Source organism: Klebsiella sp. 141162 (assembly GCF_050600755.1).
Taxonomy (GTDB): domain Bacteria; phylum Pseudomonadota; class Gammaproteobacteria; order Enterobacterales; family Enterobacteriaceae; genus Klebsiella; species Klebsiella aerogenes.
The window spans coordinates 1,303,942-1,329,773 of record NZ_JAQIRI010000001.1; the positions used below are offsets into that span (position 1 = coordinate 1,303,942).

Sequence of the window (25,832 nt, forward strand, 5' to 3'; positions counted from 1 at the left end):
CAGCCGAGAATGAAATATGTTTTTTATATGCAACAATTCGTTGTTATTTGATCCTGAAGCTCACACATTAAGTATTGTTGGACAGCCTGAGTCCGTATTAACGCTTTCGGCGCCCGCCGTGCGTCTGTTACAGGAATTTATTCGGCATAAAGGAAGCGAACTTAGCCGTGAGGAGTTGATTACCCGCGTGTGGCAGGAATTCGGTTTCACGCCTTCGGGAAATAATCTCAACAAAGCGATAAGTGAGTTACGCAAAAGCTTCCAGGCGTTGGGAGAACATCATGAATTGATTGTGACCATACCACGCTATGGTTTCCGGTTTGAGGCGGATGTTATTTTTCAACCGGCGCAAAACGCTTACGCAAGCGAACCTCAACCCCAGCGACAAAACGCTGAAAAGAGGAAGCAACCACGACGTCTGAAATGGTGGCTGGTATTCACGGCATTATTAGCGTCGGTATTCGGTGTTGGTATAATTATTCGCCAACAACAGAATATAACGACGCCGATAAAGCTAAAGCCGGTTGAGCAAAAAATCGCTAAATGTAGCATCTGGCTTATTAACGATCATGGGCGACCGTTGGTATTATCGAAACTGGCCGCGTTGCTGGATAAAAACAACGTAGCGTGCCAGCGCGAGGAGTACAACGTCTATTATTTCAGCGCTCGTTTTTCCCTGGTCGCTGCGGATGAAGTGTTTATCGGCGCATGCCCGATCAATAAAGCCAGTTTGTGTAAAACCATTCGCTATAAAAGTGGAGCAGAAAAATGAAAATTAAAGTTTTCTGTGGCCTCGGTATTTTTCTGCTCGGTGGCGGAATGGCGCTTTATTACTGTTCTACCGGAGTTGGTAAACGTGATGTACTGGCCTGCAGTACAGAATTTAATTTTACGCGCAATGAAGGGAAGGCCAGTGAAGTGCGGGTTAATACTGTTGCTCAGTTCTATTTTCACCGCGACGGTACTGGCCTGACTGCCTATAAAGGCGCTGCCTGGGCAAATGGCCAGAGTATGATCGTTGACAGAGATGTCGATTTTATCTGGTCGCGGCGGGATGATGATAAAGTGGTGGTATTGAGTTACACCAAAACCTGGCGCAGGCACAATGACAACACGCCGGATGCGCAATGGGGAAGCTTTGCCAATCCAACCGCCCGCTACTATCTTACCATCTCCGAGGTTGCGCCTTCGGTGTGGCTGATCCAGGATCGGCATTATCCCACTTATATATGTCGGGGTGATTAACCACCTATAAAACAAGGAGAGTACCTCAGGTATTCTCCTTGTTTTTTCAGATAGTTGTGGCAAAGCATTACGGCTTGTACCCCCATGCTTTGAGAAACCCCTCAATTGCGCAGTCGGCAAGTTGCTCCAGCCTTTTTGGATCTATTGCTTTTTGTGCAATGAGCGCCCCAGGCAGCGGGTAACCCATAATTGCGCCGAGAAACGCTGTTGCCTGCAGTTCCGGGTCGTTGATGGTCAACAGTCCCTCGTCTCGTTTTTGCGCAAGGATCTCGCTGAGTGCCTGCAGTACGCGACCGGAGGGCCGTTGCTCAAGCGTGACATATAGCTCGGGTTTCTGCACGAGAACCTGGATCAGTAAGCGCTGAAAATGGATGTTCTCAGGGGCATAGAAGTGCTGCTGCACAACGTTTGCAAATCCGTGCAGCAGCGCGGGAAAATCCTGCTGACGTTCCTGTAAAAGCTGGCGTAGGGGGGGCTGCATTGTGTCATTCAGAAACGCAAAAGTCTCCAGCAGCAGCGCATCTTTACCACCGGGAAAATGGCTGTACAGCGTCGGACGCGTGGTGCCCGCTTCGGCGGCGATGGTATCCAAAGACACGTCCAGTCCGTGCTGGAGAAACAGCTCACGCGCGGTTTGCAAAATGCGAGGGCGAGCTTTCATCGGCCGCCCGCGTTGATTGACCATCAATTGAGTCCTTACTGTTTGCGACTTTTCAGTCGCATGATTCCTTGCTGCACTAGCAGGAAAAATAGTGGAACGAAAAGCAACGTCAGTAGCGTCCCTGAAAGCATGCCACCAATCACCGCCGTCCCAATTTCTTGTTGGCTGGCAGCGCCGGCACCTGCAGAGAGTACCAGAGGGATCACGCCGACAACAAATGCGAGTGAGGTCATAATAATCGGACGCAAGCGCAGCCGTGCGCCTTCCAGTGCGGCTTCCGTCAGGCTTTTTCCTTGCTGAAACTGCGATAGCCCGAATTCGACGATCAGGATCGCATTTTTGGCCGAAAGGCCCATTGTTGTTAACATCCCCACTTGGAAATAAATATCATTTTCATAACCGGCGAGCAACGAAGCGCTGATCGCGCCAATGATGCCCAACGGGATAATCAACATCACGGCAATGGGGATCGACCAGCTTTCATATAAGGCAGCGAGGCACAGAAACATAAAGGCTAGCGATGCCAGATAGACCCACAGCGTTTGCACCGAAGATGAGCGCTCCTGCCAGGACAAACCGCTCCATTGCAGGTCAAATCCGTTCAGCGAGCTGACCATTTCGGACATTTCAGCCATTGCCACGCCGGAGCTGACGCCAGACGCAGCACCTCCTTGAAACTGCACGGCCGACAGCCCATTGAAACGCTGAAGCATCTGCGGTCCGCTGGTCCAGCGAAGCGTCGAGAAGCTGTCGAAGGACGCCATGTTGTCGCTGTTGCCACGGACAAACCAGGCGGATAAATTTTCTGGTGTTGAACGCCAGGGCGCGTCTCCCTGGATATACACGCGTTTAACCCGCCCTCGATCGACAAAGTCGTTAACATATATGCCCCCCCAGGCCGCTGAAAGCGTATTGTTGATATCGGCCTGATCCAGCCCCTGAACCTGCGCTTTTTGTCGGTCGACATCGACCTGCAGCTGCGCCTTTTCCTCCAGACTATTAATCCTTACCGCGTTAAGAGCAGGATTCTCTCTGGCGGCATTGAGCAGGGTGGTTTGTGCCTGCATAAGTGCCGCACTGCCATTTTCGGCGCTGTCCTGCAGCCATAATTCAAAACCGCTGGATTGTCCGAGACCGCGAATGGTCGGGGGTGACATCACGCTTATGTTGGCCTGCCTGGCATTTTTATTAAAATACTGGTTCGCGCGTAGAATAATGGCCTGAGCGCTGTTTTCTTTCCCGGGACGCTGGTCCCAGTGTTTTAACTCAGCGAATGCCATACCGACGTTCTGCCCGCTACCGGCATTATTTCTTCCTGTGACCATAAAAATAACGTCGAGGTTATCTTTCTCCTCAGTCATAAAATAGTGGGTAATATCCGCGCCAACGGCCTCGGTCATCGACATCGGCGAACCAGACGGCAGCGAGTACTGAACCATAACCGCGCCCTGATCCTCCTCGGGCAAAAATCCGCTTGCGAGCTTTTGATATTGCCAGAGCATCAAAAAAGTTAGTATCAGGGCCAGACAAACAAAACGGAGTGGATGGGCGGTCATTCGACGAAGTGTGGCCAGGTAGCTGTTCTGACTTATCGCTACTCCGCGATTGAAGAGGGTAAAAAAACGACCTTTATTTATGTGTCCAGGCTTGAGCAGGTGGGCGCACAGCGTTGGCGTCAGCGTCAGAGCGACCAATGCAGACAGCGCCATTGCTGAAACAATGGTCACGGTGAACTGACGATAGATAATCCCCACAGAGCCACCAAAGAACGCCATCGGGATAAAAACGGTGGAGAGAACCAGAGCAATACCTATCAGCGCCCCGGTTATCTCATTCATCGAGCGCAGCGTGGCCTCCTGTGGAGTGAGGTTTTCCTCTGCCATCAAACGTTCAACATTTTCCACCACCACGATAGCGTCATCTACCAGCAGCCCGATTGCCAGCACCATGGCAAAAAGGGTCAGTGTATTGATGCTGTAGCCCAGCAGGCTGAGAATGCCGAAAGTGCCCAACAGAACCACCGGTACCGTCAGGGTCGGGATAAGCGTTGCACGCCAGCTTTGAAGAAAAAGATACATAACGGCCACGACAAAGAGTATCGCTTCAATCAGCGTATGCACCACGCTTTCGATCGATACCGTCACAAACGGAGTGCTGTCGCGTGGAAAGGCGGCGATTACGCCTTGTGGAAAGCGGGGAGAAAGGCGTTCGACTTCAGTCCTAACTTTCTCCGCCGTTTCCAGCGCGTTGGCTCCCGAGGCCAACTGAATTGAGATCCCAGCGGAAGGGTAACCATTGAGCGTCGTTTGGTTTTGATAGTTTTCCGCGCCGATTTCCACGCGGGCAACGTCGCGCAAGTACACTACTGAGCCATCGCGATGGGTGCGTAGAATAATATTCTCAAACTGCTCCGGATGACCAAGGCGGGACTGCGTCGTCACCGTGGCGTTCAAATATTGTCCCTCAATCGTCGGCAGAGAACCAATTTCACCGCTGGTCACTTGCGAATTCTGCGCCTCGATCGCGGCCTGTATGTCCGAGGGCATCAATCCATAGCTGGTTAGTTTGAGCGGATTGAGCCAGATGCGCATGGCATACTGCGCGCCAAAAACAGTGGTTTCACCCACGCCTTCGACGCGGCTCAACGGTTCTTGTAAAGAGCTGATGAGGAAATCGCTAATATCAAGGCTGGTTAATTGCCTGCTTGGGTCATACAGGGCTACCACCATCAAGCTGTCCCCCTGAGATTTGGTAACGGTAATTCCTTGCTGCTGCACCTCTTGTGGTAATCGTGTAATTGCTTGATTTACCGCGTTTTGTACCTGTACCTGCGCCATATCAGGGTTAACGTCCTGATCGAAACTAAGGCTAATGCGGGCCTGGCCAGCTGAACTGCTGCTTGAGGAAAAGTAGATCAACCCATCGATACCTTTGATCTGCTGCTCCAGCACCTGAGTAACGCTATCCTCGACGGTTTCTGCTGAAGCGCCAGTATAGTTAGCCGTGACATTAACAGCAGGCGGGGCGATATCCGGATACTGTTCCACCGGCAAAGTCATCATGGCGAGAGCGCCGGTTGCCATGATGCAGATGGCGATGACCGCGGCAAAAACCGGGCGAAAGACAAAAAAACGGGCCAGCATTGTTATTCACCTTTAGTCAGTTAAGGGATTTTTGCATAGCAAACGCGTCAGTTGGTTCGTTTAGCTCGTCGTCAGCCGGAAGAGGAGAAAAAGGCAAGGGCGGTATCTGTTTTGCCACGCCGTAGGAGTTGATTGTGAACAATTTGCGGGTTGCAACACATGGTGATGCGCGCAAGTATTCACTGCTGAAGTTTGGCAAACCAGCATCAGCACTGGAGCTAAAAAGCCATAAGCCAATGAAATAAAGAAGCTTTCCCCAATTTCTTTCGTTGAGCATCAGTGTGATCTCATGAATTTATTTACTTTACAGTAAAGTAAATAAATTATTTAAACAAGCAATCTTCTATACGAATGAAAAAAGGGAAAGCAAGAGCGTGAGTCAAAGGTCTTAGAACATGCCGTTGCCGCTGGCGGTTTTTTGCGGAACGTTTTGGGTAACATCCCAATGTTCAACGATTTTGTGCTGTTCGTTGAGGCGGAAGATATCAACGATAGCCCGCGTAACGCCTGGCTCACGACCGGTCACTTCAACATGCAAGATCACGTTATCTCCGTCGACGAATGCCTGCTTAATTTCGCTGTGCGAGTCGGGATATTTACTCTTCAGAAAAGCGATAAACTGCTCGAAGCCTTCCACGCCATCTTTTGCCATCGGATTGTGCTGTACATAGCGATCCCCGAGATAGGGCCTGGCGGCAGAGAAGTCTTTTTCATTCAAGGCCTTATTATAAAAATCAATCACATTCTTTTTATTCAACAGCTCGCTTTCGCTATTGCCCGCAAAAACGGCCGGCGTCAGAGCGAAAAACAATGAAAGGGCGACTATCGATTTTTTAAGCATGCTTCCTCCAGCGATGGTTTGATGTCAGGCTTCAGGCCTATCAGGTTAATGAACCGGCCACCCAGCGACATTTCAGACAGTAACGGTCTGCTGAGTTTGCGGCTGATTGAGATGACTCCATGAAAAAATGGAGTCTTGAATCTGCGGCATCGACTCGTTTAGATCAAGCTGCTTTTACTTAAGAAGAAAAAAGGGCAGTTTGGTCTGATTTGCGGGAGGTCGCTAATCACCAGAAATTACCAGGTTCATAATCCCATGTGGAGATCGTCAGGTATGCTTAATGTGATTTAACTATTCTGGGTTTGAGGAATATACATAATTTACGACAGCACCAGAAACAGTATAACAAACTGTTTTAAATGGATATTAATCAAATGGCGATTCAAACTCACAGTTATGAACTCAGTTTTGGTTCATAACTGTGTTAAACGCTGTCCATAAATCACTCGATGTCACGTCTGTTGGTTCATGAACTGATCGTTCTAATTTTGTGATGTGCGTCAGTTTTTAGTGTTCAGTAATGTTACCTTTTACTCGATGATCGATTGTTTAGCACCTCTCCGACAACCGAAGCAGCGGTAAATGCGTTTGGCCAGCCAGCATAGAAGGCGGCCTGGGTAACGATCTCACCAGCTTCCTCAACAGAAAGTCCATTATCCATTGCTCTATTGAGGTGATAGCCAATCTGCGCGCTCTGTCCGGATGCGATTAAGGCGCTGACCGTAATCAGGCTTCTGTCGCGGGGTTTCAGCGCGGGTCTTTCCCAGAGATCCAGGAACAGTGGATCTGCAGTGAATTTAACCAGGCCCGGAGATATTGGGCCAACATTTTTTTCCACTGTCTCTGAACGCTGCTTTTCTGCATCCTGGTTGAGAGGAAGCAGGTCCGGAGAAGCGTCAGGAAGTGGATCTGCCGTGACGCCACGAGTTTCAAATACTGCTTTGGTCACGCTGACGGCTGACATTGCATTTGGCCAACCTGAGTAGAACGCCAGATGGGTAATGATTTCTGACAATTCCGCTGGCGTAACGCCATTATCAAGGGCAATGTCTATATAGTGCTTAAGGTCGCCAGGCTGGTTTCTGGCAATTAGCATGGCGACGGTCACCATACTACGATCCCTTGGCAAGAGGGCATCGCGTGTCCACAGATCTTCAGTAATAGCTTCTCGACCAAAGCGCGCAAGAGCCGGTGAAACAGAACGAATATCAGCTTCAGAAATCGCTGAAGGTTCAATTTTCATCATAACTTTACCTCTTGTTTCCTCAGCATTAGCAAAATCAGAAATAACAAGCGACATGGCCGCCGCTGCAATTACGCTTTTCATGTCAATCCTCACTGGTCAACGGTGCGGATCCTGTTTGATTCCGCCTTTGTTACGAAGAAATACCGGTTTTACCGGGATAGCGTCCTTACTGACGCTCATATTCGCCGTTTGCCTGAGATAGTCGCGGAAGTGTGGCGTTTGACGGTGCAGTTGATACGCTTCCTCACTGGCGTAAATCTCATAGAAATACCAGCGGTTCGGAGTCTGTGAGTCTGTAGCGGCATACATGGCTAACACCCCTTTCTCTATTTTGAGCGACTCAGCCATTTCAGGCATGACGATGTTTTTAAATTCGGTCTGTAATTCAGGCTTTACCTCGACGATCACCAGATTATTAATGGTTCGCTCATTCGGTATGATGTGTTTGTCCCCCAGAAACTGGGGCTCCAGAGTGATTTTATTTTTCCGATCGATAATGTCAGGTGCCCGGGCAGCGAATGCCTTGTATGGTTCGGCATTCAGATGTTTGCGGTAAGCACTCTCGTTTTCATAGAGTTCGACCATGAATGCCTTACGTGGATTGTCGCTGCGGTGCAGGGCGTACATCGCCAGCGTACCTGCTTCATGATCAACCGAAGCGGAAATCGTCTGTCTGGCTACGTCTGCAAAATCTTTGTCCCGATCGTGCCTGACGCCGAGCTCAAAGATATTCATCACTACCTTATCCGGCGCGTCCAGTTTTGTTGCAAAGACAGGGCAGCTTATGAGCATACAAATTAAAAGCATAAGGGGCTTTTTCACGATGATCCTTTTACTGAAATTACTGTTTGCTACCGCGTCCAGACCTGCTTAACGTCTTTCATTTGCGGCGTGTTTTGCCCCATGATCCCCGTCAGAACATGCGGCTGGTAGGTTTCTTCCAGAAACCGGATTTCCTCCGGATTCAGTTGTAGATTTACGGCGTTTACCGCGTCATCGACGTGATCTTTTTTTGTGGCCCCGACGACAGGTGACGTGACTTTTGTCAGCAACCAGGCGAGAGATATTTCCGTCATAGACACCTGATGCCGTTCGGCAAGTTCGGCGACGCGCTCGATAATGCTCCGATCCTGTTCAGCCGTGCTGTCATATTTTCCGCGCGCATAATCATCCTCCGTGGCTCGCCGCGTGTGGCCTTCTTTCCGGGAGAGACGACCGCTGGCCAGCGCGCTATAGGGGGTCATTGCGATATCATCTTCAGCGCACAGACCGAAGAGCTCTCGTTCATCTTCACGCATAATCAGGTTGTAGTGGCTTTGCACGGAGACAAAGGGCGTCAGCCCTTCGCGTTCGGCAAGGGCGTTCGCCTTCGCCAGCTGCCAGGCATAGCAATTGGAAATACCAATAGCGCGCACTTTGCCCGCAGTAACGGCGGCATGAAGCGCTTCAAGCACCTCAATAACTGGGGTGTTGTAATCCCAGATGTGGTAGATGTAGAGGTCGATGTAGTCCATCCCCAGATTCTGCAGGCTCTGGTCGAGCGATTGGGCTATTGCCTCTTTTCCGCCGATCCCCGCAGCAATTTGCGCGGCGGTTCGTGGCAGAAACTTGGTGGCCAGCACCACGTCCTCGCGTTTTGCCATCTCCCGCAGCGCCCGGCCAACGTATCGCTCGCTGGAGCCGTTCTGATAGGCGATGGCGGTATCGTAAAAATTGATACCCTTTTCGAGACCGTAGCGGATGATGTCCCGGCTTGCTGTTTCGTCCAGCGTCCAGCGATGCTGGCCCGTTAACGGGTCGCCAAACCCCATACATCCCATACAGATGCGGGAGACCAGTAAGTCACTTTTACCGAGCCGGGTATACTGCATCGTTATTCTCTCTCTGGATTATTCACGACGGAATTGAGCAGATCGACAAGCCTTGAAGCGTGTTCCCGGGCAAGCGTTTTTTGCTGCGCGATTTTGTCGGCATCCCGGTCGGCATAGCTGATACCGCAGGTATAAACCGGCGCCAGCAGCTCAAGATTGCACAGTTTTGCCGTGGTCTCGAACGGAATAAGATACTCTTCAATGGCATGGCCAAAGAAACCGTCAGCGGTATAGAGCGCCTGTGGCGCCCCTGTAGTGAAGGAGAGGAGCAGCTTTTTACCGCCCAGTTTCGCCGTTGAGCCATGCGCGAAGCCGTGGACAAAGACCTCGTCCAGCCATTGTTTCATTAACCCGGGCAGCCCATACCAGGAAAAAGGAAACTGCCAGACAATCACATCGGCCCTGAGCAGGCTTTCCTGCTCCGCAGCGATATTGAATTTGCCGTCCGGATAGAGCCAGTCCAGACGACGAATTTCAGCATCGGGAAGGGCGGTCGCCACTTCATCAAGGATCGTGGCATTGGCGACGGAATGGGTAAGCTCAGGATGACCTGAAACAATAAGGATATTTTTCATTTCAATGAGTTAAATATATTTGGTGAATGTTTAACCCAGTATAGAGTGACACCATTATTTTTTTTAGAGCAGTAAAGACTCATTCACTTTTAGACAAAAACTAATAATGGTCGACTGTTCTCATTGTACCGGTCATCACGAACCCGTGAACTACGCCGTGATGCCCAGTAAACGTTCTGCATTGCGAAATGCGATGGCCTCTTTTTCAGCCTTGTTGACGGGCAGACTGTCGATAAAGGTTTTTACACCGTCCAGGGTCTGATAGGGATAATCGACGGAGAACAGGATCCTTTCTGCCCCCATTAACGCGTAGATAAACTGGAAGTGCGGCAGCGACAGCATACCTGACGGGGTAACGTAAACGTGCTCCTGGAAGGTTCTCGTTAGCGTGCGTGACAGACCCGTTGCAGCCAGTGGAAGGCTGTCATCAAGACGCTGCAGCCAGAAGGGCAGCATCTCCCCCCAGTGGCCACTGATTACCTGCAAGTGGGGATATTTATCAAATACGCCCGATAACATCAGCCGTAACAAATGGATTCCGGCTTCGTGATGCCAGCCCCAGCCAAACATAGAGAGCCGGGCGTTGACCTCTGCGCTGAAGCCCGTGAAGTAGGCCTGTTGCACGCTTTTAAACGGTAATCCGGGATGAAGATAGAGTGGCACATTCAGTTTATTAAAGCGGGAAAGTAGGGAGTCATAGTCAGGATTATCGAGAAAGCATGAAGAGGGTCGTCCATTCAGAAGTGCCCCCTTAAACCCCAGTTCTTCAACTGCGCGGACAAGCTCTTTTTCAGCCTCTTCCGGCTGTGCCCAGGGAAGTGTGGCAAATGCCGCGAAGCGATCCGGGTGATTTCTTACCGCCCCGGCAAGGCGATCGTTTGCCACCGTATTTAATGTTACCGCTTCATCCTCGGGTGCCAGCTGGGGGAATCCGCCCACAGAGAGTATCTGCAGGGTAATTCCCGCCTCATCCATATCCCTGAGGCGGCGGCTTCCCAAATCAGCGCCTTTCGCGTTTATCAGCGCATTCTTTTCTATCTGCGGCCGGCTTCGGTCAGGATTATGACCATCAGCGACGGTTTTACCCCAGTCGCCAAGGAAAGGCGCCTGCTCAAGCGCAACAGGCATACACGCTCGGCCTAACTCGCTGTCGAGATAATGTTCTTCAAGGCAAATGATTTTCATATTCTCACCCTTCATACAAAGCAGTAAAAGTGATACAGATTAGGATCGCCCGGAACTGTCCATACGTGAATGTGATTCATGACAGTCTGTTCCGGACGGGCTTTACACCATCGGTTTTTCCCAGGCGCCTCGTGTATCCACTCTGGTCTCTGCGGCGAGTTGTTCCAGCAGGATGATTTCCTCATCGCGTAACTGGATGTCTGAAGCGCAGGCGGCGTCCAGAACGTGATGGACTTTAGTCGCACCAACGAGGGGAAGGGTACCTTTCGCAATAGCCCATGCGATGGCTATCTGTGCCACGCTGGCATTCCTTTCGGCTCCCATTTTTTTCATGGCGGCGGTTAGTCTTTCTATCTGCGGCAGTACTGCGTTATAACTTTCGGCCCGGTCACTCCCGGCAGGCATGGGATGATTTGAATCATAACGACCACTGAGCGCGCCTTGCTCCAGGACCATGTAAGCAAAGAACGTGATGTTATTTTGTCGGCAATAATCAAGGATCCCGGCCTCTTCAGAAGCGCGATAGAGCAGGCTGTAGTGATTTTGTACTGCACTGAGGGAATAACCGGAAGCGTTAAGGATTTCATTGGCGCGTCTGATTTGTGCCAGATTGTGGTTGGAAACACCTACGCCTTTTACCTTACCGCTTTGTAAAAGTGGGATCAGTCCTGGCGTCCATTTTTCGACGTCGAGGGGATTATGGATCCAGTAGATATCAATCGCGTCCACGCCCAGGCGTCCGAGGCTGGCCTCAAGCATATCGCTGACAGGCTGTGCAGACTGCTCGTTCGCAATCTGCGGCGTGAATTTGGTGGATAAAATCATATCCTCGCGGGGGAACTGACGGACTAATGTTCCCAGCGCTGCCTCGGAACTCCCCATGCCATATACTGCTGCGGTATCCCAGAGGTTGAGACCCTTACTCATGGCCGTGGTGAACACGTCTGCCATCTGAGTATCAGAAAGATGATTGCCGAAGACGGTGTCGCCACCGGCGAAGCCGGTGCCCCAGGACCATGTGCCGAGCGCGACTGGAGGAAGAGTTTTCATATTCAGCTCCTGAAAAAAGGCCGGAACGTTGCTGACGTAAACCGGCCAAAGAGGGTGAGTAACGATGAAAGACAGATGAATGAATTAAGTTGGCTCGCGGAGGGCATTTAACAGCGCCACACCGACACCGTGCGCTGAAGCGGGATTCTGCCCCGTGATAAGGCGTCCGTCGGTAACCACGTTTTCAGACCAGTTCGGGGCTTCATGATGAAGCGCGCCATGCTCGCGGAGTGCAGTCTCAAGCAGGTAGGGAACCACATCTGTAGTGTGAACTTCTTCCTCTTCCTTGTTGGTAAAGGCCGCCACGTTTTTGCCTTTCACCAGGTATTCGCCGCTGCTGAGCTTTGCGTCAACCAGTGCCGCAGGCCCGTGGCAGACGGCTGAGACAATCCCATCACTTTCATACACTTCGCGGATAATACGCTGGGCATCATGGCTGTCGCGGAAATCCCACATGGTTCCATGCCCGCCCGCAAAGAAAACGGCGCTGTAATCGGAACCGTTCAGCTCAGATAACGCAGGCGTTGTGGCCAGGCGCTGCTGAAAATCGGTTTCGTTCCAGAACCAGGCGTTGACAGAGTCACTGAGGTCAAATCCATCCACCGGCGGCTGTCCCCCGCGAATGCTGGCTATCATCGTTTTTAGTCCGGCATCTTCCAGTACTTTCAGCGGATGCGTCAGCTCGGCCAGGAAAAAACCGGTTGGTACACCGGATGCGCCTTTAATCGGATGACTGGAAACGACACACAGCACGGGTTTATCTGCAGGTTTCATATCGGGCCTCACTATTTATTTTTAAATTCAGCGGCAAAGAGATTTTCCCAGTTAATAAAGGAGCCAAGCGGAATGCACTCAAAGCTTAATAAGCCAGCTTTTGCCAGCGGGAATTCGGCCATTACGTTCATCGCTTCATCGACAGAGTCACATTCAAGAAAAATAGCGACGCCAGGTCTGTCCTGACGGAAGTAGATGTCGCGGATGAAGCCGGATTTATACAATCCCCAGGCGTGCAGCGCTTCAGCGTTAAGGTGTGGAGCATATTTTTCCAGCGATGCTCCAGGTGCGGGGATATCCAGACATAAAATTCGCATCATAGTCTCCTGAACTCAGGTCGTTGTAGAAAGAGATAAAAGTATAAGAGGCGAATTTCACGAAGATTAGAGGAGCATTGACTTAAGCATCTTTAGACTGTACTTAATAATCAGGCGGAGATTGCTTTAGGAAAACATTATGAATAACGCCCTGTATAACCAGATACGGATCTTTCAGAGCATTGCACGTGAGGGCAATATTTCGGCAGCCGCAAGAAAACTGGAAATTACGCCTCCCTCCGTCAGCAATGCGCTTAAGCTGCTGGAAGATCATATTGGCCATCCGCTTTTTGTGCGTACGACCCGCCGTATTGAGCTGACGGAAACTGGGCAGCTGTTGCTGGAACAGACCGCTGCGGCGGTGGAGTCGCTGGAAAATTCGCTTGAAAGCATTCGCGACCAGAATCAGGAGCCCTCTGGTATCGTGCGAATCACGCTCTCGCGTTTTGCCTATCTGTTAATTCTTAAGCCTGCAATGGCGAAATTCTGTCAGCAATATCCGGGTATACAGCTTGAAATTTCGGTTTACGACGGTACCGTGAATGTTATCGAAGAGCGTTTTGATCTTGGGATCCGTTTTGGCGATATCCTCGAAGGTGGGGTGGTGGCGCGGCCGTTAATGAAACCATTTCGTGAAGGGTTATATGCATCCGCAGCTTATATCAGCGAGCATGGAATGCCCGAGGTGCCGGCTGACCTCAGTCAACACAAGCTGATTGGCTACCGTTTTATTACTAACAACCGCATCCTTCCGTTGATTCTGAACGATCGCGGAGAGCAGTTGACGGTTGAGATGCCCGGACAGTTAATCAGCAACGATATTGACGTTATGGCAGACGGGATCCGTAACGGCCTGGGAATCGGACGTTTGTTTGAACCCATCTTGCAGTTACAGCCGGACAGGGAGCGCTTTATACCCGTGATGGAGAGCTACTGGAAAACCTACCCGCCAGTGTATCTCTATTACCCCAAAAACGCGGGTAAAACGAAAAGAGTGAAGGCCCTGATTGATTTTCTGATATCCGCTACGGGACGATAACGCCTCGTTCAGTATGGAGGCGTTATTTCACAACCCCAGCGGCCGGGCTTCCTGTATGAACTCAATCAGAAGGCGAAGCCCGGTCGGTAGTTGCCGGCGGCTTGAATAATAGATATGAAAACCTTCCTCCAGCGGGGACCACTCCGTAAGCACCAGGCGGAGCCGTCCATCCTTCACATAGGGTGCAACAAGAGGCTCCGGAAAATACATCAGGCCGGCTCCGCCTAATACGGCCACAAGGCCCGTTTCAGCCTGATTGACCGTCACAGAGCCAGGCACACTGATTTGGTACGTTTCGCCGTCTCGCTCAAGTTCCCAGCGATAAATCCGATCGTCGCCGAGACGATTGCTTATACAGCGATGGTGTAATAAATCATCAGGATGTTCAGGCGTTCCGTAGCGTTCAAGGTAGTCGGGGGATGCTGCGATAACCCAGCGAATATCGGCAGATAAACGCCGGGCAACCATGTCTTCCGGGACGGTGCCACCATAGCGGATACCGGCATCGAAGCCCGCATCAGTGACGTCAACCATACGGTTGCTGGCCACAATATCGATTTCAATATCGGGATAGCGATCCATAAACGCGGGCATAACTGGCGCAAGCATAAGATTGGCCGCTTCAACGGCAGCATTGATGCGGATACGTCCGGTAGGGGTATTACGATACCGGTTAAGCGATTCAAGCGCGCCTTCTATCGTGTCGAAAGGTTGAAGTACAGACTGAACCAGTTCTTCACCTGCAGCCGTAGGTGTAACGCTCTTGGTCGTGCGATTAAGGAGGCGAACCCCGAGCCGGGTTTCCAGTCCCTTCAGGGCATGGCTAAGCGCTGATGCACTGACACCTAATTCAATCGCCGCACGGCTGAAACTGCGATGACGTGCAATAGCCATGAAATAAATGAGATCGGCGACATCAGCTCTGCTTATTTGCATACAGAATCGTTTTCCTTGTGCGTTAAGGCCCGAATGTATTGATACGGAAATGATATACACCATAGACCGATTAGCGCTAATCCGTTGCTGAATTTATTTCACAAGTCCATCCACTCATCGCCTCTCACTGAACACGTTGTGCTTCGTTATTCTTGAAAATTATGCGCTCTGGCCGTCGGTCAGGGCGGAACATTCACCTAACGGAGCCGTGTATGAACTATACGCATCTTGGCCGCACCGGCCTGAAAGTCAGCCGCCTTTGTCTCGGAACCATGAATTTTGGTGACGTCACCGACGAGAAAACCAGCGCCCGCATTCTGGATGAAGCGCTTGAGGCAGGTATAAATTTCATTGATACAGCAGACGTGTATGGCACTGAGCAATCACCCGATATCCAGCAAGGCTCGGGGCTGTCCGAAGAGATTATTGGTCGCTGGCTCCAGCAGGGTGGCCGGCGAGACAGTATCGTTCTGGCGACGAAAGTCTATCAGCCTATGGGACCGGGTCCGAACGATCGCCGTCTTTCTGCTTACCATATTCGCAAGGCCTGCGAGGACAGTTTGCGACGGCTTAAGACCGACCATATTGACGTCTATCAGATGCATCACATCGATCGCTATACGCCATGGGAAGAGATCTGGCAGGCCATGGAACTCCTTGTTCAGCAGGGAAAAGTGCTTTATATCGGTAGCAGTAATTTCGCGGGCTGGGACATTGCGACTGCGCAGTCAGTTGCTACGGCCCGTCATTCCCTTGGCCTGGTTGCTGAGCAAAGTCTCTACAATCTGACTGCCCGAACTGTTGAGCTGGAGGTCATTCCCGCATGCCGCCATTTTGGCCTGGGACTGATTCCCTGGAGCCCACTTGCAGGAGGGTTGCTTGGCGGCGTACTGAAAAAGATGGCAAGCGGGCGCCGTGCAAGACCCGCGTTTTCCCGTCTAATCGAACAGTATCGTCCACAGCTGGAAGCCTACGAAGAATTATGTGAGGACCTCGACGAAACCCCTTCCGATGTGGCGCTTGCCTGGCTCCTGCAGAATCCTGTCGTTACTGCTCCACTTATCGGGCCTCGTACGGTCGAACAACTCCAGCAGGCGCTTCACGCAACGACAATCACGCTATCAGACGACACCATGAGCTGTCTCGACGAAATCTGGCCCGGCCCCGGGGGAGAAGCGCCACAGGCTTATGCCTGGTAAGGACCAAATTAATGAATCCTTTCTTCGCTATAGGGAGTTCCAGTTTATGAGCAAGATGATGCATGACCAGCATTCTGCTTCCGTACCCGCTTCCCAGGATCGTCGCAATTTTCTGATCGCCGGAGCCGGTCTGGCATTGGCCACAACCACCCTTGGCAGGAGCGGTGCAGTGATGGCGAAACCGGCTGGTCAGGACACGTCGAACGCCCCATCGGATGCTGTTCCCGTCCAGAAGGAGACCTTAACCACGCGTAAACTCGGCTCGCTGGAGGTTTCCAGCATGGGACTCGGGTGTCTGCCTATGGTGGGGTATTACGGCGGTGGTCCGCGCGATCGTAAAGCCATGGTTTCGCTCATCCGGGCCGCCTTCGAACAAGGCATTACGTTCTTTGATACTGCCGAGGTGTATGGCCCTCATCTCAGTGAAGAATTTGTCGGGGAAGCACTGGCTCCCGTTCGCGATCGTGTGGTGATTGCCACTAAGTTCGGTTTCGGCGTGGAGGAGGGGAAGCCAACCTCCCTCAACAGCCATCCTGACCATATCCGCCGCGCCGTAGAGGGTTCGCTAAAGCGTCTGAAAACGGACCACATCGATCTGCTTTATCAACATCGCCCCGATCCGAATGTGCCGATTGAGGATGTGGCGGAAACCGTGAAGGCGTTGATCCAGGAGGGTAAAGTGAAACACTGGGGATTGTCGGAAGCCAGTGCCAGGACAATCCGCCGCGCACATGCGGTACTCCCTGTGGCTGCAGTGCAGAGTGAGTATGCCATGTGGTGGCGTGAACCGGAGACACTGATATTTCCAACACTCGAAGAGCTGGGTATCGGTTTCGTACCTTACTGCCCGACCGCCCGCAGTTTCCTTGCCGGGGCAGTCAATCCAAGCCAGCGGTTCGACAGCACAGATCGGCGGCATAACCTGCCACGCTTCCAGCCCGATGCCCTGGCCAAAAACATGGTACTGCTTGAATTCGCGCAGTCGTGGGCCCGTCGCAAAAACACCACTCCGGTTCAGTTCGCGCTGGCCTGGGTGATGGCGCAGCGGCCCTGGATTGTCCCTATCCCGGGTACGACGCAATATCCGCACCTAATAGAAAACAGCGGTGCACCGCAAGTCCGGTTGACGGACAGCGAATTAAGCGAAATCGATGCAGCGCTTGCCAGGATCCCATTGCAGGGCGGTCGCGCAGATCCGTTTACCGAAAGTCAGTTTGATAAAAGTTAAACGGTGATGGCCACCTTTATACTTACTGTCACAGGGAGACTGTAGATAATGTCTCCCTCTGTGTTATTGTCAGGGATAAACCACATGAATGGACTAAATCATAACGCGCTCAGGGCATTAACAGTCCTGTATTGCTGAAGGCGGCGTGAGTGAAGGTGGCGTATCCGGAAGTGGGGGGATGATCCCGTCGACGGGGTGCGGCAGATAGTGTGCCTCGAGTTCCATGCTTTCGTCATCGCTAAGTGAAAAGTCCAGCGCGCTGATAGCCGTGGAAAGATGTTCTGGTTTCGTCGCGCCGATGATCGGTGCTGTGATGACCGTTTTTGATAGCAACCAGGCAATTGCAACATGGGCTCTTGGCACATGGTGCTTTTCAGCAATGCTGGCAACAACATCAATAACGGGCTTATCCAGAAGGGCTGCGTTCTCATACATTTTTAACGCAAAGGCATCGTTTTGCGTTCGTCGGGACGTGACACTCCAGTCGCGCGTGAGCCTGCCGCGTGCCATCGGACTCCAGGGGATCACACCAACGCCCTGGTCTTCACACAGGGGCAACATCTCGCGCTCTTCTTCCCGGTAAAGCAGATTGTATTGCGGTTGCATCGTAATAAATCGGGTCCAGCCGTTACGCTCTGCCATATGCTGCATTTTTGCAAAGCGCCAGGCTTCCATAGATGATGCGCCGATGTAACGTACTTTTCCTGATTTAACGAGGTCATGCAGAGCCTCCATGGTCTCTTCAACAGGCGTGGAGTGGTCAAAGCGGTGAATCTGAAAGAGATCCACATAATCCATACCTAAGCGCATCAGGCTATCGTCAATAGACTGAAAAATGGCTTTGCGGGAAAGAAACCCGGTATTGGGTGAGTTGCGCCACGGAAAGAAGGCCTTTGTCGCCACAACGATCTCATCGCGCCTGGCCATTTCTCTCAGTGCTTTTCCAGTGATCTCTTCAGAACTTCCGCCCGAGTAGATATTCGCGGTATCAAAAAAATTAATGCCCGCTTCAAGCGCCTGGCGAATGAGCGGACGTGACGCCTTTTCATCCAGGGACCAGGGTTGAGGAAGACGTTCAGGTTCACCATAGCTCATACAACCGAGGCAAAGACGGGAGACTTTCAAACCGCTACGACCCAGATTCACATACTTCATTCTGTGTTCCTTCTTTTATTGCCAGCAATTCTGTGTGTGACAGGGTATTGCACTGACATGAAGGGAACCAGCATGCGTCATCGAATGGTGTTGTGAGTTTTTTTCACAGATGGGCGTAATCGTCATTGGATTTTACATACCAGGACAGCGCCTACACCCCTGACATCATTAATTATTGTTGGGTGAGGTTTTCGGGCACGCTTGACCAACAGGAATAACAATTTTTTCACGGTGTTCCCCGCGTTCATAAACGCAGATTGTACCTTCATCTGTATTGATCTGTTCCTTCAGCGGGAGCCCTGGTTCCTGCGCAAAAATGCGAAAGGATGCGACCAAAATCAATGCCAGAGAACACAAAAGCTGGGCTGCATTCATATCTTCACTCCTGAAAAATAGTTAACTCATTTCCAGCACCGACTGGCGAGGCGTAAGCTTACCAATTATCGGTGGCAGTTCCGTTTCGCGAAGCGGACGACCCTCAACGATGCTTTTAATGCGCTGTACACACTGGTGCAGGAGGGGTTCCATTGGCCAGGAAATACAGGTCAGTTGCGGGTATAACTGCGTGGCCAACGGAGAATCCTCAAGACTGAGGAGGGATACTTCCTGAGGCACGGCAATATTAAATTCGCGGAACAGGCGCATGGCCTCTGCAGCGTAAGCATCACGCTTAACTACGATGGAAGAGAACTTGCTCAGACTATTAATAAGCGTCAACAGCGCGCGTTCGACACTCTCATTGGCAGTTAATACCAACTGGCGATTAAACGGAAATGAGTAATTCTGCAACACGTTGCGATAACCTTCAACCATTCGCTTGCTTGCGTCATCCGTCTCGTTATCGATAACCAGCGCGATGTTGCGATGGCCTTTACCTATCATGTAGCGGCAGGCGCTCTCCGTAGCAAATGCGAAATCGTAGCCCTGAATTTTCGCATCCACCACGGGCCGGTCGAAAGAAATCACGTTATCGCCACTGCCTGGTACAACTGGTCCGAACACCACAACGGCGGCGCATTGCCGTTGTAAATCATCTACCGAAGCTGCATGTTCGAAGTCATTATCCACATACTGGACGATCAGCGTTTTGTTCAGCACTTTCATTGCGCGCGCAAGCGCGGGAAGAATACGCGCGCCACTGCTTTCATCACGTGAGGAAAGTACCACACCGATATGGCTTGATGACTGACTCGCCAGGTTTTGCGCGGCGAAGCTTGGGCGGTAGTTGAGTTCTTCAACGGCCCGCAATACCGCCTCACGGCTCTCTTCGCGAACACCTCGGGTTCCCGTCAGCACGCGGGAAACCGTTGCTCTGGAAACATTGGCTAATCGAGATACATCATCAATCGTTGGCATAGCGTTTTCTGCGTGGTGAGTTTTCATCATCTTAACATAACCCTCCCGAAGAATCGTCCCGTCGCCGGTCATGACGCTTATGTTTCGTGCGCGTTCAGCCGGGGAAGCCAGGCTGCGCCGCGTACGCCGCTGGCATCGCCAAAGCGCGCCGGAACAATGCGCGTATGGCAGGTTTCAGAAAAGAGATAAGGAATAATAGCGACAGGCAGATCATCATAGATTCTGCTGACATTCGACAATCCTCCTCCTAACACAATGACCTGGGGATCCAGAATATTGATGACTGACGCCAGGCTACGGGCAAATACATCAATAAAATGGCGCCAGTGTTCGCACGCCTTCGGATCTCCCTGTTCTGCGGCGTTGATAATTTCCTGAGAGGTCAGATTTCCCGGGAAGCGACGGGCAAACCCGGTACCGGAAATAAAGGTTTCAATACAGTTGTCTTTCCCGCAATAGCAGGGCTGAGCGGGACCGTCACTCGCTGCCGCGTAACCCGGAAGCGGGTTGTGTCCCCATTCACCGGCAATGGCGTTTGGACCTTGTAACAAATGCTGGCGCACGGCAACACCACCGCCACAACCCGTACCGATAATCACACCAAATACGGTGTCTGCCTTTGCACCAGCACCATCTACCGCTTCAGAGAGGGTAAAACAATCGGCGTCGTTGGCAATCCACACTGGCTGATGGATGCGTGTGGCAAGATCGGCTTTCAGATCGTGGCCATTAAGAACCAGGCAATTGCAATTTTTGATGAGCCCCGTTTGCGGGTCAATTGCGCCTGGCAGACCGATCCCTACAGTGAAGGGTTCCGGGCTAGCCGCGCGGGCATCATCAATAAGGCTCACCAGATGCAGCATAAATTCAGCGTAACTTTCTTTCTGAGTCGGCTGGCGCTTACGCCAGAGATAATCGCCTTGAGCTGAAAGCAATACAGCTTCCATTTTTGTGCCACCAATATCCAGTCCAAGATAATGCATACAATCCTCTGTCATAAGAGAGGCCGCGGCCTCTCTGCTGTCGTTATGCCTGTTGCTGGCGTGTACGGTAAATGTGAATAAGTTCGGTCACCAGCTCCTTGGCCAGAATGGAGGTCATCAGGTGGTCCTGCGCATGCACCATCACCAGCGTCATTTTGGTTTTCCCTTCGCCTTCATCGGCTTCAATGAGCTGGGTTTGAACAAGGTGCGCTTCACGGGCGAAATGAGTCGCCTCTTTCATTAGTTGATCTGCGGCTTCGAAATCACCTTGCTTTGCGCAGCCGAGGGCTTCATAACACAGGCTGCGCGACTGACCCGCGTTAATAATGATGCCCATAACTTGTTCTTCTAATTCCATGTTTTTTTCCCTCTATTTTCTACTTTCAGGCGGATTGGGCCGCATCTTCTGCATGTTCAACCGCGTTTTCATGCTCTTGTTCCAGAAGCTGTTTTTCGTAGGCCTTCAGGAAGGGGAAGTACATGACAGCAGATGTCACGATGCATATCAGGCACAGGATCACAGGGCTGAAGCTCCAGTTGGCTGCCCATGACGCGCCAATGGGTGCAGGTGTTGTCCATGGCGTCATCGACACCACACGGCTGACTAAATCGAGATCCAGTGCAAACCATGCGAAGGTGGCATTGACCATCGGGACCAGCACAAACGGCAGGAAAAACAGAGGATTCATAATGATGGGCGCACCAAACAGAATGGGTTCGTTAATGTTAAACACCCCTGGTACCACGCCCATTCGCCCAATAGTCCGCAAATGGATGGCTTTGCTGCGCAGCAAAAGGAAGGCCAGCGGCAGCGTCGAGCCAACACCACCGATTAGCAGGTAATGGTCCCAGAAACCCTGAACGTAAATATGTGGGATAGCTTCACCCGCGGCGATTGCCGCCTGGTTTACGGACAGGTTTGCCATCCAGAAAGGGTTCATAATACCGGTGACGATCAGCGCACCATGGATACCGGCAAACCAGAGCACCTGGCACACCAGCACCGAGAGTAGCACTGCTGGGAGTGTATCGGACGCGGCAACCAGCGGTTTCACCAGCGACATAATTGCTTCGGGAATAATCATCCCCAGTTGCGCTTCAATAAGCAGGTTCAGCGGATGCAGCGTGATGACGATTGCCAGTACCGGGATGAGGATCTCAAACGAGCGTGCTACGCCGGCTGGGACCTCCGGCGGCAGGCGGATGGTAATATTGTGTCGCTTCAGGAAGGCGTAAAGTTCCGTGGAATAAATAGCCACCAGAATGGCGGTAAAGATCCCCTGACCGGAGAAGTAGGCCGTTGAAATCTGCCCGTCCTTCAATGGCGCAGCGACAAGCAAAAAGGCCATTAAAGAGAGCATCCCGGCGGTAAGTGCATCGAGATCGTGGTGTTTGGCCAGGCTTGCGGCAATCCCGACGGAAATAAAGATCGTCATAATTCCCATGCTGAAGTTAAAGGGCAGCATGAGTGCATCACGATGATCAAGCGAGAATTGCAGCCATGCCCTGGCGAAGGCCCAGGACGTGTCGGGCGAGAAGGGGGGGAAGATAAATACCAGCATAAAAGAACCCACAATCATGAACGGCAGAGCGGTAATGAAGCCGTCACGAATGGAGGTGACATATTTTTGCTGGCCGACGGCGCCCGCCATCGGAGTAATTTTCTTTTCGATAACCTGAATTAGTTTTGCGTACAGAGAGCTCATAGGGTTTCCCTTCGTTATTTGTTATCTATCAGGGAGAGGGCGAAATCGAGAACGGCGCCCCCTTTTTGCATGCCGTAATCCATCATGTTGATTGGCTCAACGCGGATCCCGTATTTATCGGCTTGTTTCTGTAGATCGCTTTGCATGTACTTCACCTGTGGTCCAAGCAATACCACCTGGTAGTGACCAACCTGCTCGGCAAATTCGGCAACGCCATACGCCTTGATTTCCGCTTCCAGGCCACGCTTGTGCGCTTCATCGACCATTTTTTTTACCAGCAGGCTGGTAGACATCCCGGCAGAACAACACAACATGATTTTTTTCATAACGTCTCCTTTGAATTTATGGCTGGAATATAGTCACCACGGAACAAAACGGAAAGCGCTTTCCGTTTACGGATAAGGTAATTGTGACCACGATCACTTGAGAGCACCTTTCACTTTGTATGAATGTGCGCGATCATCCCTGCTATTCAAGAACTACTAAGGTCGACTTATGAACATTCATTTGATGAATGTTGCTGTGGATTTGATAGAGCAACGCCTCACGCCGGTGGCGAACATAATCACTAAGAATCAACACATTACAGCAATGCGAGACGGCTTTTCTCTTGCAATGCCTTTTGTCATCGTGGGAAGTCTGATGGTGCCAATGCTGTTTCCACCGTTCGCCATTTCAAGCACCTCACGATTCGGATCTTTTTATCTGCTGCTGCGTCCGATGCTGTTACCAACCTTTGAGCTGACGCTCGGCCTGGTGGCGTTGATTGTTGCATTTGGTGCAAGTGCCAGCCTTGCCAAGCAATATCAATTACCGGAACGGTTATGCGGGCTCACCGGATGTCTCGCCTTTCTGCTGTTTATCGGTTTTCGGGATAATGGCGCGACGAATGTTTTTCTGGGAGGGATGGGACTTTTTACTGCCCTCATTTCAAGCGCATATTCGATTGAAATTATAAGGTTTTTTTATAATAAAGGGTGGTGCATTCGTTTGCCGGATGAGGTGCCGGTGATGACACGGAATGGTTTCCAGCTGCTGATGCCGCTGCTGGTGATTATGCTTTCCATCAGCGTGATGAATGCCGTGATGCTGCAGACGACCGGACAGATTTTGCCGCAACTGATTGGGGAAGCATTACGTCCACTTATCGTGGCGTCGGATACTCTTACGGCGGTGCTTATCTCCTTGTTTCTGTGTAATCTTTTATGGTTTGTTGGTATACACGGTGCCCTGATCATAACGGGTATCATGAACCCGTTCTGGCTCACCTATCTGTTTGAAAATCAGCGAGCCCTGGCTGCTGGGGAGGCTGTGCTACCCCATATTTATCTCCAGGGGTTCTGGGATTTTTATCTGTTGATTGGCGGTATCGGCTCAACGTTGCCACTGGTGTTTATGGCAATGCGAAGCCGCTCAAGGCAGTTGAAGAGTGTGGGAAAGATTGGTCTTTTGCCTTCTCTGTTCAATATTAATGAGCCAATATTGTTTGGCTTCCCCGTCATCATGAACCCGGTTTTTTTACTGCCCTTTGTTTTTGTTCCGTTGATAAATGCCTGTATAGCCTGGTATTTGACGCAAATGGGTATCCTCGACAGGGCCGTTGCAATGCTGCCATGGTCAATGCCCTCACCGCTGGGTGCAGCATGGTCGGCCAACGGTAGCTGGAAGAATATGTGTATGTGCCTGTTTGCCTTTTTCAACGCATGGATGCTTTATCGTCCATTCTTTAAGGTTCACGAACGCCAGCTGATGCAGCTGGAAAAATAACGCTCCTCTTTCTGTTTCTGCCCATTTCTCGTGGGCAGAAGCTTAATTCGTGACCTTAATCACGAAAATATTCTCAAAGATCTCAAATTTGTGATTCAATCCGGCAAAGACGGAAAGCGCTTTCCGTTAATGGATGTACATTTCCATTTTTGATCCTTACATTTCCCCTGCACGTTTAACCGTGAAAATAAAAATTCAAAGGGAACCTATGCAAACGTTAATTAAATCAATACCTCTGTCCTTGATTACCCTCACTGTCATCAGCGGCTATGCCAGCGCCGATGAGAAATATGATTTTGCACTCCACGGCTATTTGCGCTCAGGGATCCTCGCCAACAGTGACGGTAACCGGGTGGATTCAGTGGGACTGATGCCCGACGGGAAATGGCGTCTGGGGAACGAAGAAGATACCAAGATTGAGCTTATCCCGACGGTCACGCTGAAATCAGACACAGGCGCAGTCGCCCGTGTTCAGGCCAACCTGACGCATCAAACAAAATGTACCGCAGACTGGAACTGTACCGACGATGACGGTAAAGAAACCCAGTTCCGTGAAGGTTTTGCTGAGTTATCAAATCTCGATTTTGCGCCGGATATGACTTTCTGGGCGGGTAAACGTTACAGCAGCTCCAATCTTTCCAGCCACCAGTTCGACTGGGAGTATATTCAGTACAACGGAACGGGGGGCGGGTTTGATAACCTGGATTTAGGCTTTGCGCGCTTTGACGCCGGCGTTTATGCGTTTTCAACAACGGATGAAGCCAAAGCCTATCCCGTGGCTCTGGGGGATCAGGGATACCCTGACGATTACTCGCTTAACCTCTGGTTTAAAAAAATCGGCGGCACCGGGCTGGATGTTGAGCTTATTGGCCACCATATGAACCGCAACGAAAACCATCCCACTTCTGCTGAAAAAGGTTATGGCGTGACGGCGCTGTATAACGTCGACAGTTTTTATGGGCTGACAGGTGGCTATTCCCGCATTGTTTTCCAGTACGGCAAAGGGCTCGCTGCCGCTGACTCGCTGGGTAAAAACGGCTGGGGTTGGGCAAACTTAGATGACACCCAGTCCTGGCGCGTGATTTTGGATGGTATGGCCAGCCTGGGCGAAGTAGAAGTTTCGACCTTTGCGTTTTATCAGAAAGACAAAAACTACCGTTGGTGGACCAGCGATGATGACGGCTGGGGACGCTCCATGTGGGTCGCGGGTATCCGGCCGTATCATCAGATAACGAAGAATTTCGCCATGCAATATGAAGTGGGTTACGAATATCTGGATGATAAAAACTACATGGGGGTAAACGGCAAAGGGAAGGGTGGCCTGACCAAAGTGACCATTGCGCCGACGCTCACCTTTGATTCCGGATTCTGGAGTCGTCCACAGCTGCGCTTCTTTGCCACGTACGCAAAATGGGATAAAGGCGTCTCGGATGCGATGGACAGAAATTACGACTGGAGCACCGGTACCCTTAGCCCGGGGGGATACTCTCGCAGCGGGGATACCGATACGCTGAATTTTGGTGTACAGGCTGAAGTCTGGTTCTGAGGAGATAAG

The 25,832-nt window shown here is 51.3% G+C and carries 27 protein-coding genes and 1 pseudogene; 7 read left to right on the forward strand and 21 right to left on the reverse strand.

What is annotated here, in order from left to right; all coding sequences use genetic code 11:
- The first annotated feature begins 16 nt into the window (after window positions 1–16).
- Both PGR23_RS06125 and PGR23_RS06130 read left to right on the forward strand, forming a co-directional pair.
- A complete protein-coding gene (locus PGR23_RS06125) occupies window positions 17–772 on the forward strand; it encodes a transcriptional regulator (RefSeq protein WP_396279695.1) in 756 nt (251 codons plus the stop codon).
- On the forward strand, window positions 769–1,245 hold the full coding sequence (locus PGR23_RS06130; protein ID WP_047048342.1) for a hypothetical protein: 477 nt from the start codon (window positions 769–771) through the stop codon (window positions 1,243–1,245). The genes PGR23_RS06125 and PGR23_RS06130 overlap by 4 nt, the downstream gene beginning before the upstream one ends.
- Window positions 1,246–1,312: 67 nt before the next feature.
- Here PGR23_RS06130 and PGR23_RS06135 read toward each other — a convergent pair whose 3' ends face one another.
- The 13 genes and pseudogenes from PGR23_RS06135 to PGR23_RS06195 all read right to left on the reverse strand — a co-directional run bounded on the left by PGR23_RS06135 (window position 1,313) and on the right by PGR23_RS06195 (window position 12,908).
- Entirely contained in the window at window positions 1,313–1,930 is a 618-nt protein-coding gene (locus PGR23_RS06135; RefSeq protein WP_020078793.1) for a TetR/AcrR family transcriptional regulator, read from the reverse strand.
- A gap of 11 nt (window positions 1,931–1,941) precedes the next feature.
- A complete protein-coding gene (locus PGR23_RS06140; protein WP_047048339.1) occupies window positions 1,942–5,049 on the reverse strand; it encodes a multidrug efflux RND transporter permease subunit in 3,108 nt (1,035 codons plus the stop codon).
- 16 nt (window positions 5,050–5,065) lie between these two features.
- Window positions 5,066–5,326, reverse strand: a complete 261-nt coding sequence (locus tag PGR23_RS06145) for a hypothetical protein (RefSeq protein WP_047048336.1) — start codon at window positions 5,324–5,326, stop codon at window positions 5,066–5,068.
- A 111-nt stretch (window positions 5,327–5,437) separates the two neighbouring features.
- Window positions 5,438–5,890: a nuclear transport factor 2 family protein gene (locus PGR23_RS06150; protein ID WP_015705397.1), complete on the reverse strand. Its 453-nt coding sequence runs from the start codon at window positions 5,888–5,890 to the stop codon at window positions 5,438–5,440.
- Between the two features lie 40 nt (window positions 5,891–5,930).
- Window positions 5,931–6,064, reverse strand: a pseudogene (locus tag PGR23_RS06155) (hypothetical protein); the annotation flags it as partial.
- A 349-nt stretch (window positions 6,065–6,413) separates the two neighbouring features.
- Window positions 6,414–7,217, reverse strand: a complete 804-nt coding sequence (locus PGR23_RS06160; RefSeq protein ID WP_396279696.1) for a carboxymuconolactone decarboxylase family protein — start codon at window positions 7,215–7,217, stop codon at window positions 6,414–6,416.
- 15 nt (window positions 7,218–7,232) lie between these two features.
- Window positions 7,233–7,928: a putative quinol monooxygenase gene (locus PGR23_RS06165; protein WP_193127495.1), complete on the reverse strand. Its 696-nt coding sequence runs from the start codon at window positions 7,926–7,928 to the stop codon at window positions 7,233–7,235.
- 59 nt (window positions 7,929–7,987) lie between these two features.
- The gene (locus PGR23_RS06170) at window positions 7,988–9,007 is read right to left on the reverse strand and encodes an aldo/keto reductase (RefSeq protein WP_396279697.1); all 1,020 of its coding nucleotides are present in this window, start codon (window positions 9,005–9,007) and stop codon (window positions 7,988–7,990) included.
- 2 nt (window positions 9,008–9,009) lie between these two features.
- Entirely contained in the window at window positions 9,010–9,582 is a 573-nt protein-coding gene (locus tag PGR23_RS06175) for an NAD(P)H-dependent oxidoreductase (RefSeq protein WP_047048324.1), read from the reverse strand.
- A gap of 150 nt (window positions 9,583–9,732) precedes the next feature.
- A complete protein-coding gene (locus PGR23_RS06180; RefSeq protein ID WP_063415274.1) occupies window positions 9,733–10,767 on the reverse strand; it encodes an amidohydrolase family protein in 1,035 nt (344 codons plus the stop codon).
- A 102-nt stretch (window positions 10,768–10,869) separates the two neighbouring features.
- Window positions 10,870–11,817, reverse strand: a complete 948-nt coding sequence (locus PGR23_RS06185; protein ID WP_380379184.1) for an aldo/keto reductase — start codon at window positions 11,815–11,817, stop codon at window positions 10,870–10,872.
- A gap of 84 nt (window positions 11,818–11,901) precedes the next feature.
- The gene (locus tag PGR23_RS06190; RefSeq protein WP_063447078.1) at window positions 11,902–12,591 is read right to left on the reverse strand and encodes a type 1 glutamine amidotransferase domain-containing protein; all 690 of its coding nucleotides are present in this window, start codon (window positions 12,589–12,591) and stop codon (window positions 11,902–11,904) included.
- Window positions 12,592–12,602: 11 nt separating this feature from the next.
- Complete coding sequence (locus PGR23_RS06195; RefSeq protein WP_045910563.1) at window positions 12,603–12,908, reverse strand: hypothetical protein; 306 nt, start codon at window positions 12,906–12,908, stop codon at window positions 12,603–12,605.
- Window positions 12,909–13,047: 139 nt separating this feature from the next.
- Between PGR23_RS06195 and PGR23_RS06200 the strand changes: the two genes are divergently transcribed.
- The gene (locus tag PGR23_RS06200) at window positions 13,048–13,947 is read left to right on the forward strand and encodes a LysR family transcriptional regulator (RefSeq protein ID WP_063447077.1); all 900 of its coding nucleotides are present in this window, start codon (window positions 13,048–13,050) and stop codon (window positions 13,945–13,947) included.
- A 27-nt stretch (window positions 13,948–13,974) separates the two neighbouring features.
- Here PGR23_RS06200 and PGR23_RS06205 read toward each other — a convergent pair whose 3' ends face one another.
- Window positions 13,975–14,883, reverse strand: a complete 909-nt coding sequence (locus PGR23_RS06205; RefSeq protein ID WP_063447076.1) for a LysR family transcriptional regulator — start codon at window positions 14,881–14,883, stop codon at window positions 13,975–13,977.
- A gap of 212 nt (window positions 14,884–15,095) precedes the next feature.
- Between PGR23_RS06205 and PGR23_RS06210 the strand changes: the two genes are divergently transcribed.
- Window positions 15,096–16,082 (forward strand): aldo/keto reductase, encoded by a 987-nt coding sequence (locus tag PGR23_RS06210; RefSeq protein WP_047048305.1) that lies wholly within the window; start codon window positions 15,096–15,098, stop codon window positions 16,080–16,082.
- 46 nt (window positions 16,083–16,128) lie between these two features.
- Window positions 16,129–17,310 (forward strand): aldo/keto reductase, encoded by a 1,182-nt coding sequence (locus PGR23_RS06215; RefSeq protein WP_063447152.1) that lies wholly within the window; start codon window positions 16,129–16,131, stop codon window positions 17,308–17,310.
- Between the two features lie 117 nt (window positions 17,311–17,427).
- Here PGR23_RS06215 and PGR23_RS06220 read toward each other — a convergent pair whose 3' ends face one another.
- From PGR23_RS06220 to PGR23_RS06250, 7 genes are all read right to left on the reverse strand, one after another.
- Window positions 17,428–18,465, reverse strand: a complete 1,038-nt coding sequence (locus PGR23_RS06220) for an aldo/keto reductase (RefSeq protein ID WP_047048302.1) — start codon at window positions 18,463–18,465, stop codon at window positions 17,428–17,430.
- A gap of 168 nt (window positions 18,466–18,633) precedes the next feature.
- Window positions 18,634–18,840: a hypothetical protein gene (locus PGR23_RS06225; protein ID WP_047048299.1), complete on the reverse strand. Its 207-nt coding sequence runs from the start codon at window positions 18,838–18,840 to the stop codon at window positions 18,634–18,636.
- Between the two features lie 21 nt (window positions 18,841–18,861).
- Window positions 18,862–19,821: a LacI family DNA-binding transcriptional regulator gene (locus PGR23_RS06230; protein ID WP_047048296.1), complete on the reverse strand. Its 960-nt coding sequence runs from the start codon at window positions 19,819–19,821 to the stop codon at window positions 18,862–18,864.
- A 77-nt stretch (window positions 19,822–19,898) separates the two neighbouring features.
- Window positions 19,899–20,804: an ROK family protein gene (locus PGR23_RS06235; RefSeq protein ID WP_047048294.1), complete on the reverse strand. Its 906-nt coding sequence runs from the start codon at window positions 20,802–20,804 to the stop codon at window positions 19,899–19,901.
- A gap of 43 nt (window positions 20,805–20,847) precedes the next feature.
- A complete protein-coding gene (locus PGR23_RS06240) occupies window positions 20,848–21,162 on the reverse strand; it encodes a PTS lactose/cellobiose transporter subunit IIA (protein ID WP_047048292.1) in 315 nt (104 codons plus the stop codon).
- Between the two features lie 25 nt (window positions 21,163–21,187).
- A complete protein-coding gene (locus PGR23_RS06245) occupies window positions 21,188–22,510 on the reverse strand; it encodes a PTS sugar transporter subunit IIC (protein ID WP_430915611.1) in 1,323 nt (440 codons plus the stop codon).
- A gap of 14 nt (window positions 22,511–22,524) precedes the next feature.
- Window positions 22,525–22,836 carry a PTS sugar transporter subunit IIB gene (locus PGR23_RS06250; protein ID WP_015366647.1) on the reverse strand — a complete coding sequence of 104 codons (312 nt, stop codon included), beginning with the start codon at window positions 22,834–22,836 and terminating at the stop codon, window positions 22,525–22,527.
- A gap of 169 nt (window positions 22,837–23,005) precedes the next feature.
- Between PGR23_RS06250 and PGR23_RS06255 the strand changes: the two genes are divergently transcribed.
- Both PGR23_RS06255 and PGR23_RS06260 read left to right on the forward strand, forming a co-directional pair.
- The gene (locus tag PGR23_RS06255) at window positions 23,006–24,277 is read left to right on the forward strand and encodes a PTS sugar transporter subunit IIC (RefSeq protein WP_047048286.1); all 1,272 of its coding nucleotides are present in this window, start codon (window positions 23,006–23,008) and stop codon (window positions 24,275–24,277) included.
- Between the two features lie 208 nt (window positions 24,278–24,485).
- On the forward strand, window positions 24,486–25,823 hold the full coding sequence (locus PGR23_RS06260) for a maltoporin (protein WP_024908494.1): 1,338 nt from the start codon (window positions 24,486–24,488) through the stop codon (window positions 25,821–25,823).
- Window positions 25,824–25,832: the final 9 nt, after the last annotated feature.

Coding starts and splice junctions, on each gene's coding strand:
- PGR23_RS06165 (WP_193127495.1), bottom strand. CDS start 7,928: ATGCTCATAAGCTGCCCTGTCTTTGCAACAAAACTGGACGCGCCGGAT.
- PGR23_RS06160 (WP_396279696.1), bottom strand. CDS start 7,217: ATGAAAAGCGTAATTGCAGCGGCGGCCATGTCGCTTGTTATTTCTGAT.
- PGR23_RS06260 (WP_024908494.1), top strand. CDS start 24,486: ATGCAAACGTTAATTAAATCAATACCTCTGTCCTTGATTACCCTCACT.
- PGR23_RS06185 (WP_380379184.1), bottom strand. CDS start 11,817: ATGAAAACTCTTCCTCCAGTCGCGCTCGGCACATGGTCCTGGGGCACC.
- PGR23_RS06210 (WP_047048305.1), top strand. CDS start 15,096: ATGAACTATACGCATCTTGGCCGCACCGGCCTGAAAGTCAGCCGCCTT.
- PGR23_RS06130 (WP_047048342.1), top strand. CDS start 769: ATGAAAATTAAAGTTTTCTGTGGCCTCGGTATTTTTCTGCTCGGTGGC.
- PGR23_RS06170 (WP_396279697.1), bottom strand. CDS start 9,007: ATGCAGTATACCCGGCTCGGTAAAAGTGACTTACTGGTCTCCCGCATC.
- PGR23_RS06195 (WP_045910563.1), bottom strand. CDS start 12,908: ATGCGAATTTTATGTCTGGATATCCCCGCACCTGGAGCATCGCTGGAA.
- PGR23_RS06150 (WP_015705397.1), bottom strand. CDS start 5,890: ATGCTTAAAAAATCGATAGTCGCCCTTTCATTGTTTTTCGCTCTGACG.
- PGR23_RS06220 (WP_047048302.1), bottom strand. CDS start 18,465: ATGAAGTATGTGAATCTGGGTCGTAGCGGTTTGAAAGTCTCCCGTCTT.
- PGR23_RS06255 (WP_047048286.1), top strand. CDS start 23,006: ATGAACATTCATTTGATGAATGTTGCTGTGGATTTGATAGAGCAACGC.
- PGR23_RS06215 (WP_063447152.1), top strand. CDS start 16,129: ATGAGCAAGATGATGCATGACCAGCATTCTGCTTCCGTACCCGCTTCC.
- PGR23_RS06125 (WP_396279695.1), top strand. CDS start 17: ATGTTTTTTATATGCAACAATTCGTTGTTATTTGATCCTGAAGCTCAC.
- PGR23_RS06240 (WP_047048292.1), bottom strand. CDS start 21,162: ATGGAATTAGAAGAACAAGTTATGGGCATCATTATTAACGCGGGTCAG.
- PGR23_RS06205 (WP_063447076.1), bottom strand. CDS start 14,883: ATGCAAATAAGCAGAGCTGATGTCGCCGATCTCATTTATTTCATGGCT.
- PGR23_RS06200 (WP_063447077.1), top strand. CDS start 13,048: ATGAATAACGCCCTGTATAACCAGATACGGATCTTTCAGAGCATTGCA.
- PGR23_RS06145 (WP_047048336.1), bottom strand. CDS start 5,326: ATGCTCAACGAAAGAAATTGGGGAAAGCTTCTTTATTTCATTGGCTTA.
- PGR23_RS06175 (WP_047048324.1), bottom strand. CDS start 9,582: ATGAAAAATATCCTTATTGTTTCAGGTCATCCTGAGCTTACCCATTCC.
- PGR23_RS06235 (WP_047048294.1), bottom strand. CDS start 20,804: ATGCATTATCTTGGACTGGATATTGGTGGCACAAAAATGGAAGCTGTA.
- PGR23_RS06225 (WP_047048299.1), bottom strand. CDS start 18,840: ATGAATGCAGCCCAGCTTTTGTGTTCTCTGGCATTGATTTTGGTCGCA.
- PGR23_RS06190 (WP_063447078.1), bottom strand. CDS start 12,591: ATGAAACCTGCAGATAAACCCGTGCTGTGTGTCGTTTCCAGTCATCCG.
- PGR23_RS06230 (WP_047048296.1), bottom strand. CDS start 19,821: ATGCCAACGATTGATGATGTATCTCGATTAGCCAATGTTTCCAGAGCA.
- PGR23_RS06135 (WP_020078793.1), bottom strand. CDS start 1,930: ATGGTCAATCAACGCGGGCGGCCGATGAAAGCTCGCCCTCGCATTTTG.
- PGR23_RS06245 (WP_430915611.1), bottom strand. CDS start 22,510: ATGAGCTCTCTGTACGCAAAACTAATTCAGGTTATCGAAAAGAAAATT.
- PGR23_RS06250 (WP_015366647.1), bottom strand. CDS start 22,836: ATGAAAAAAATCATGTTGTGTTGTTCTGCCGGGATGTCTACCAGCCTG.
- PGR23_RS06140 (WP_047048339.1), bottom strand. CDS start 5,049: ATGCTGGCCCGTTTTTTTGTCTTTCGCCCGGTTTTTGCCGCGGTCATC.
- PGR23_RS06180 (WP_063415274.1), bottom strand. CDS start 10,767: ATGAAAATCATTTGCCTTGAAGAACATTATCTCGACAGCGAGTTAGGC.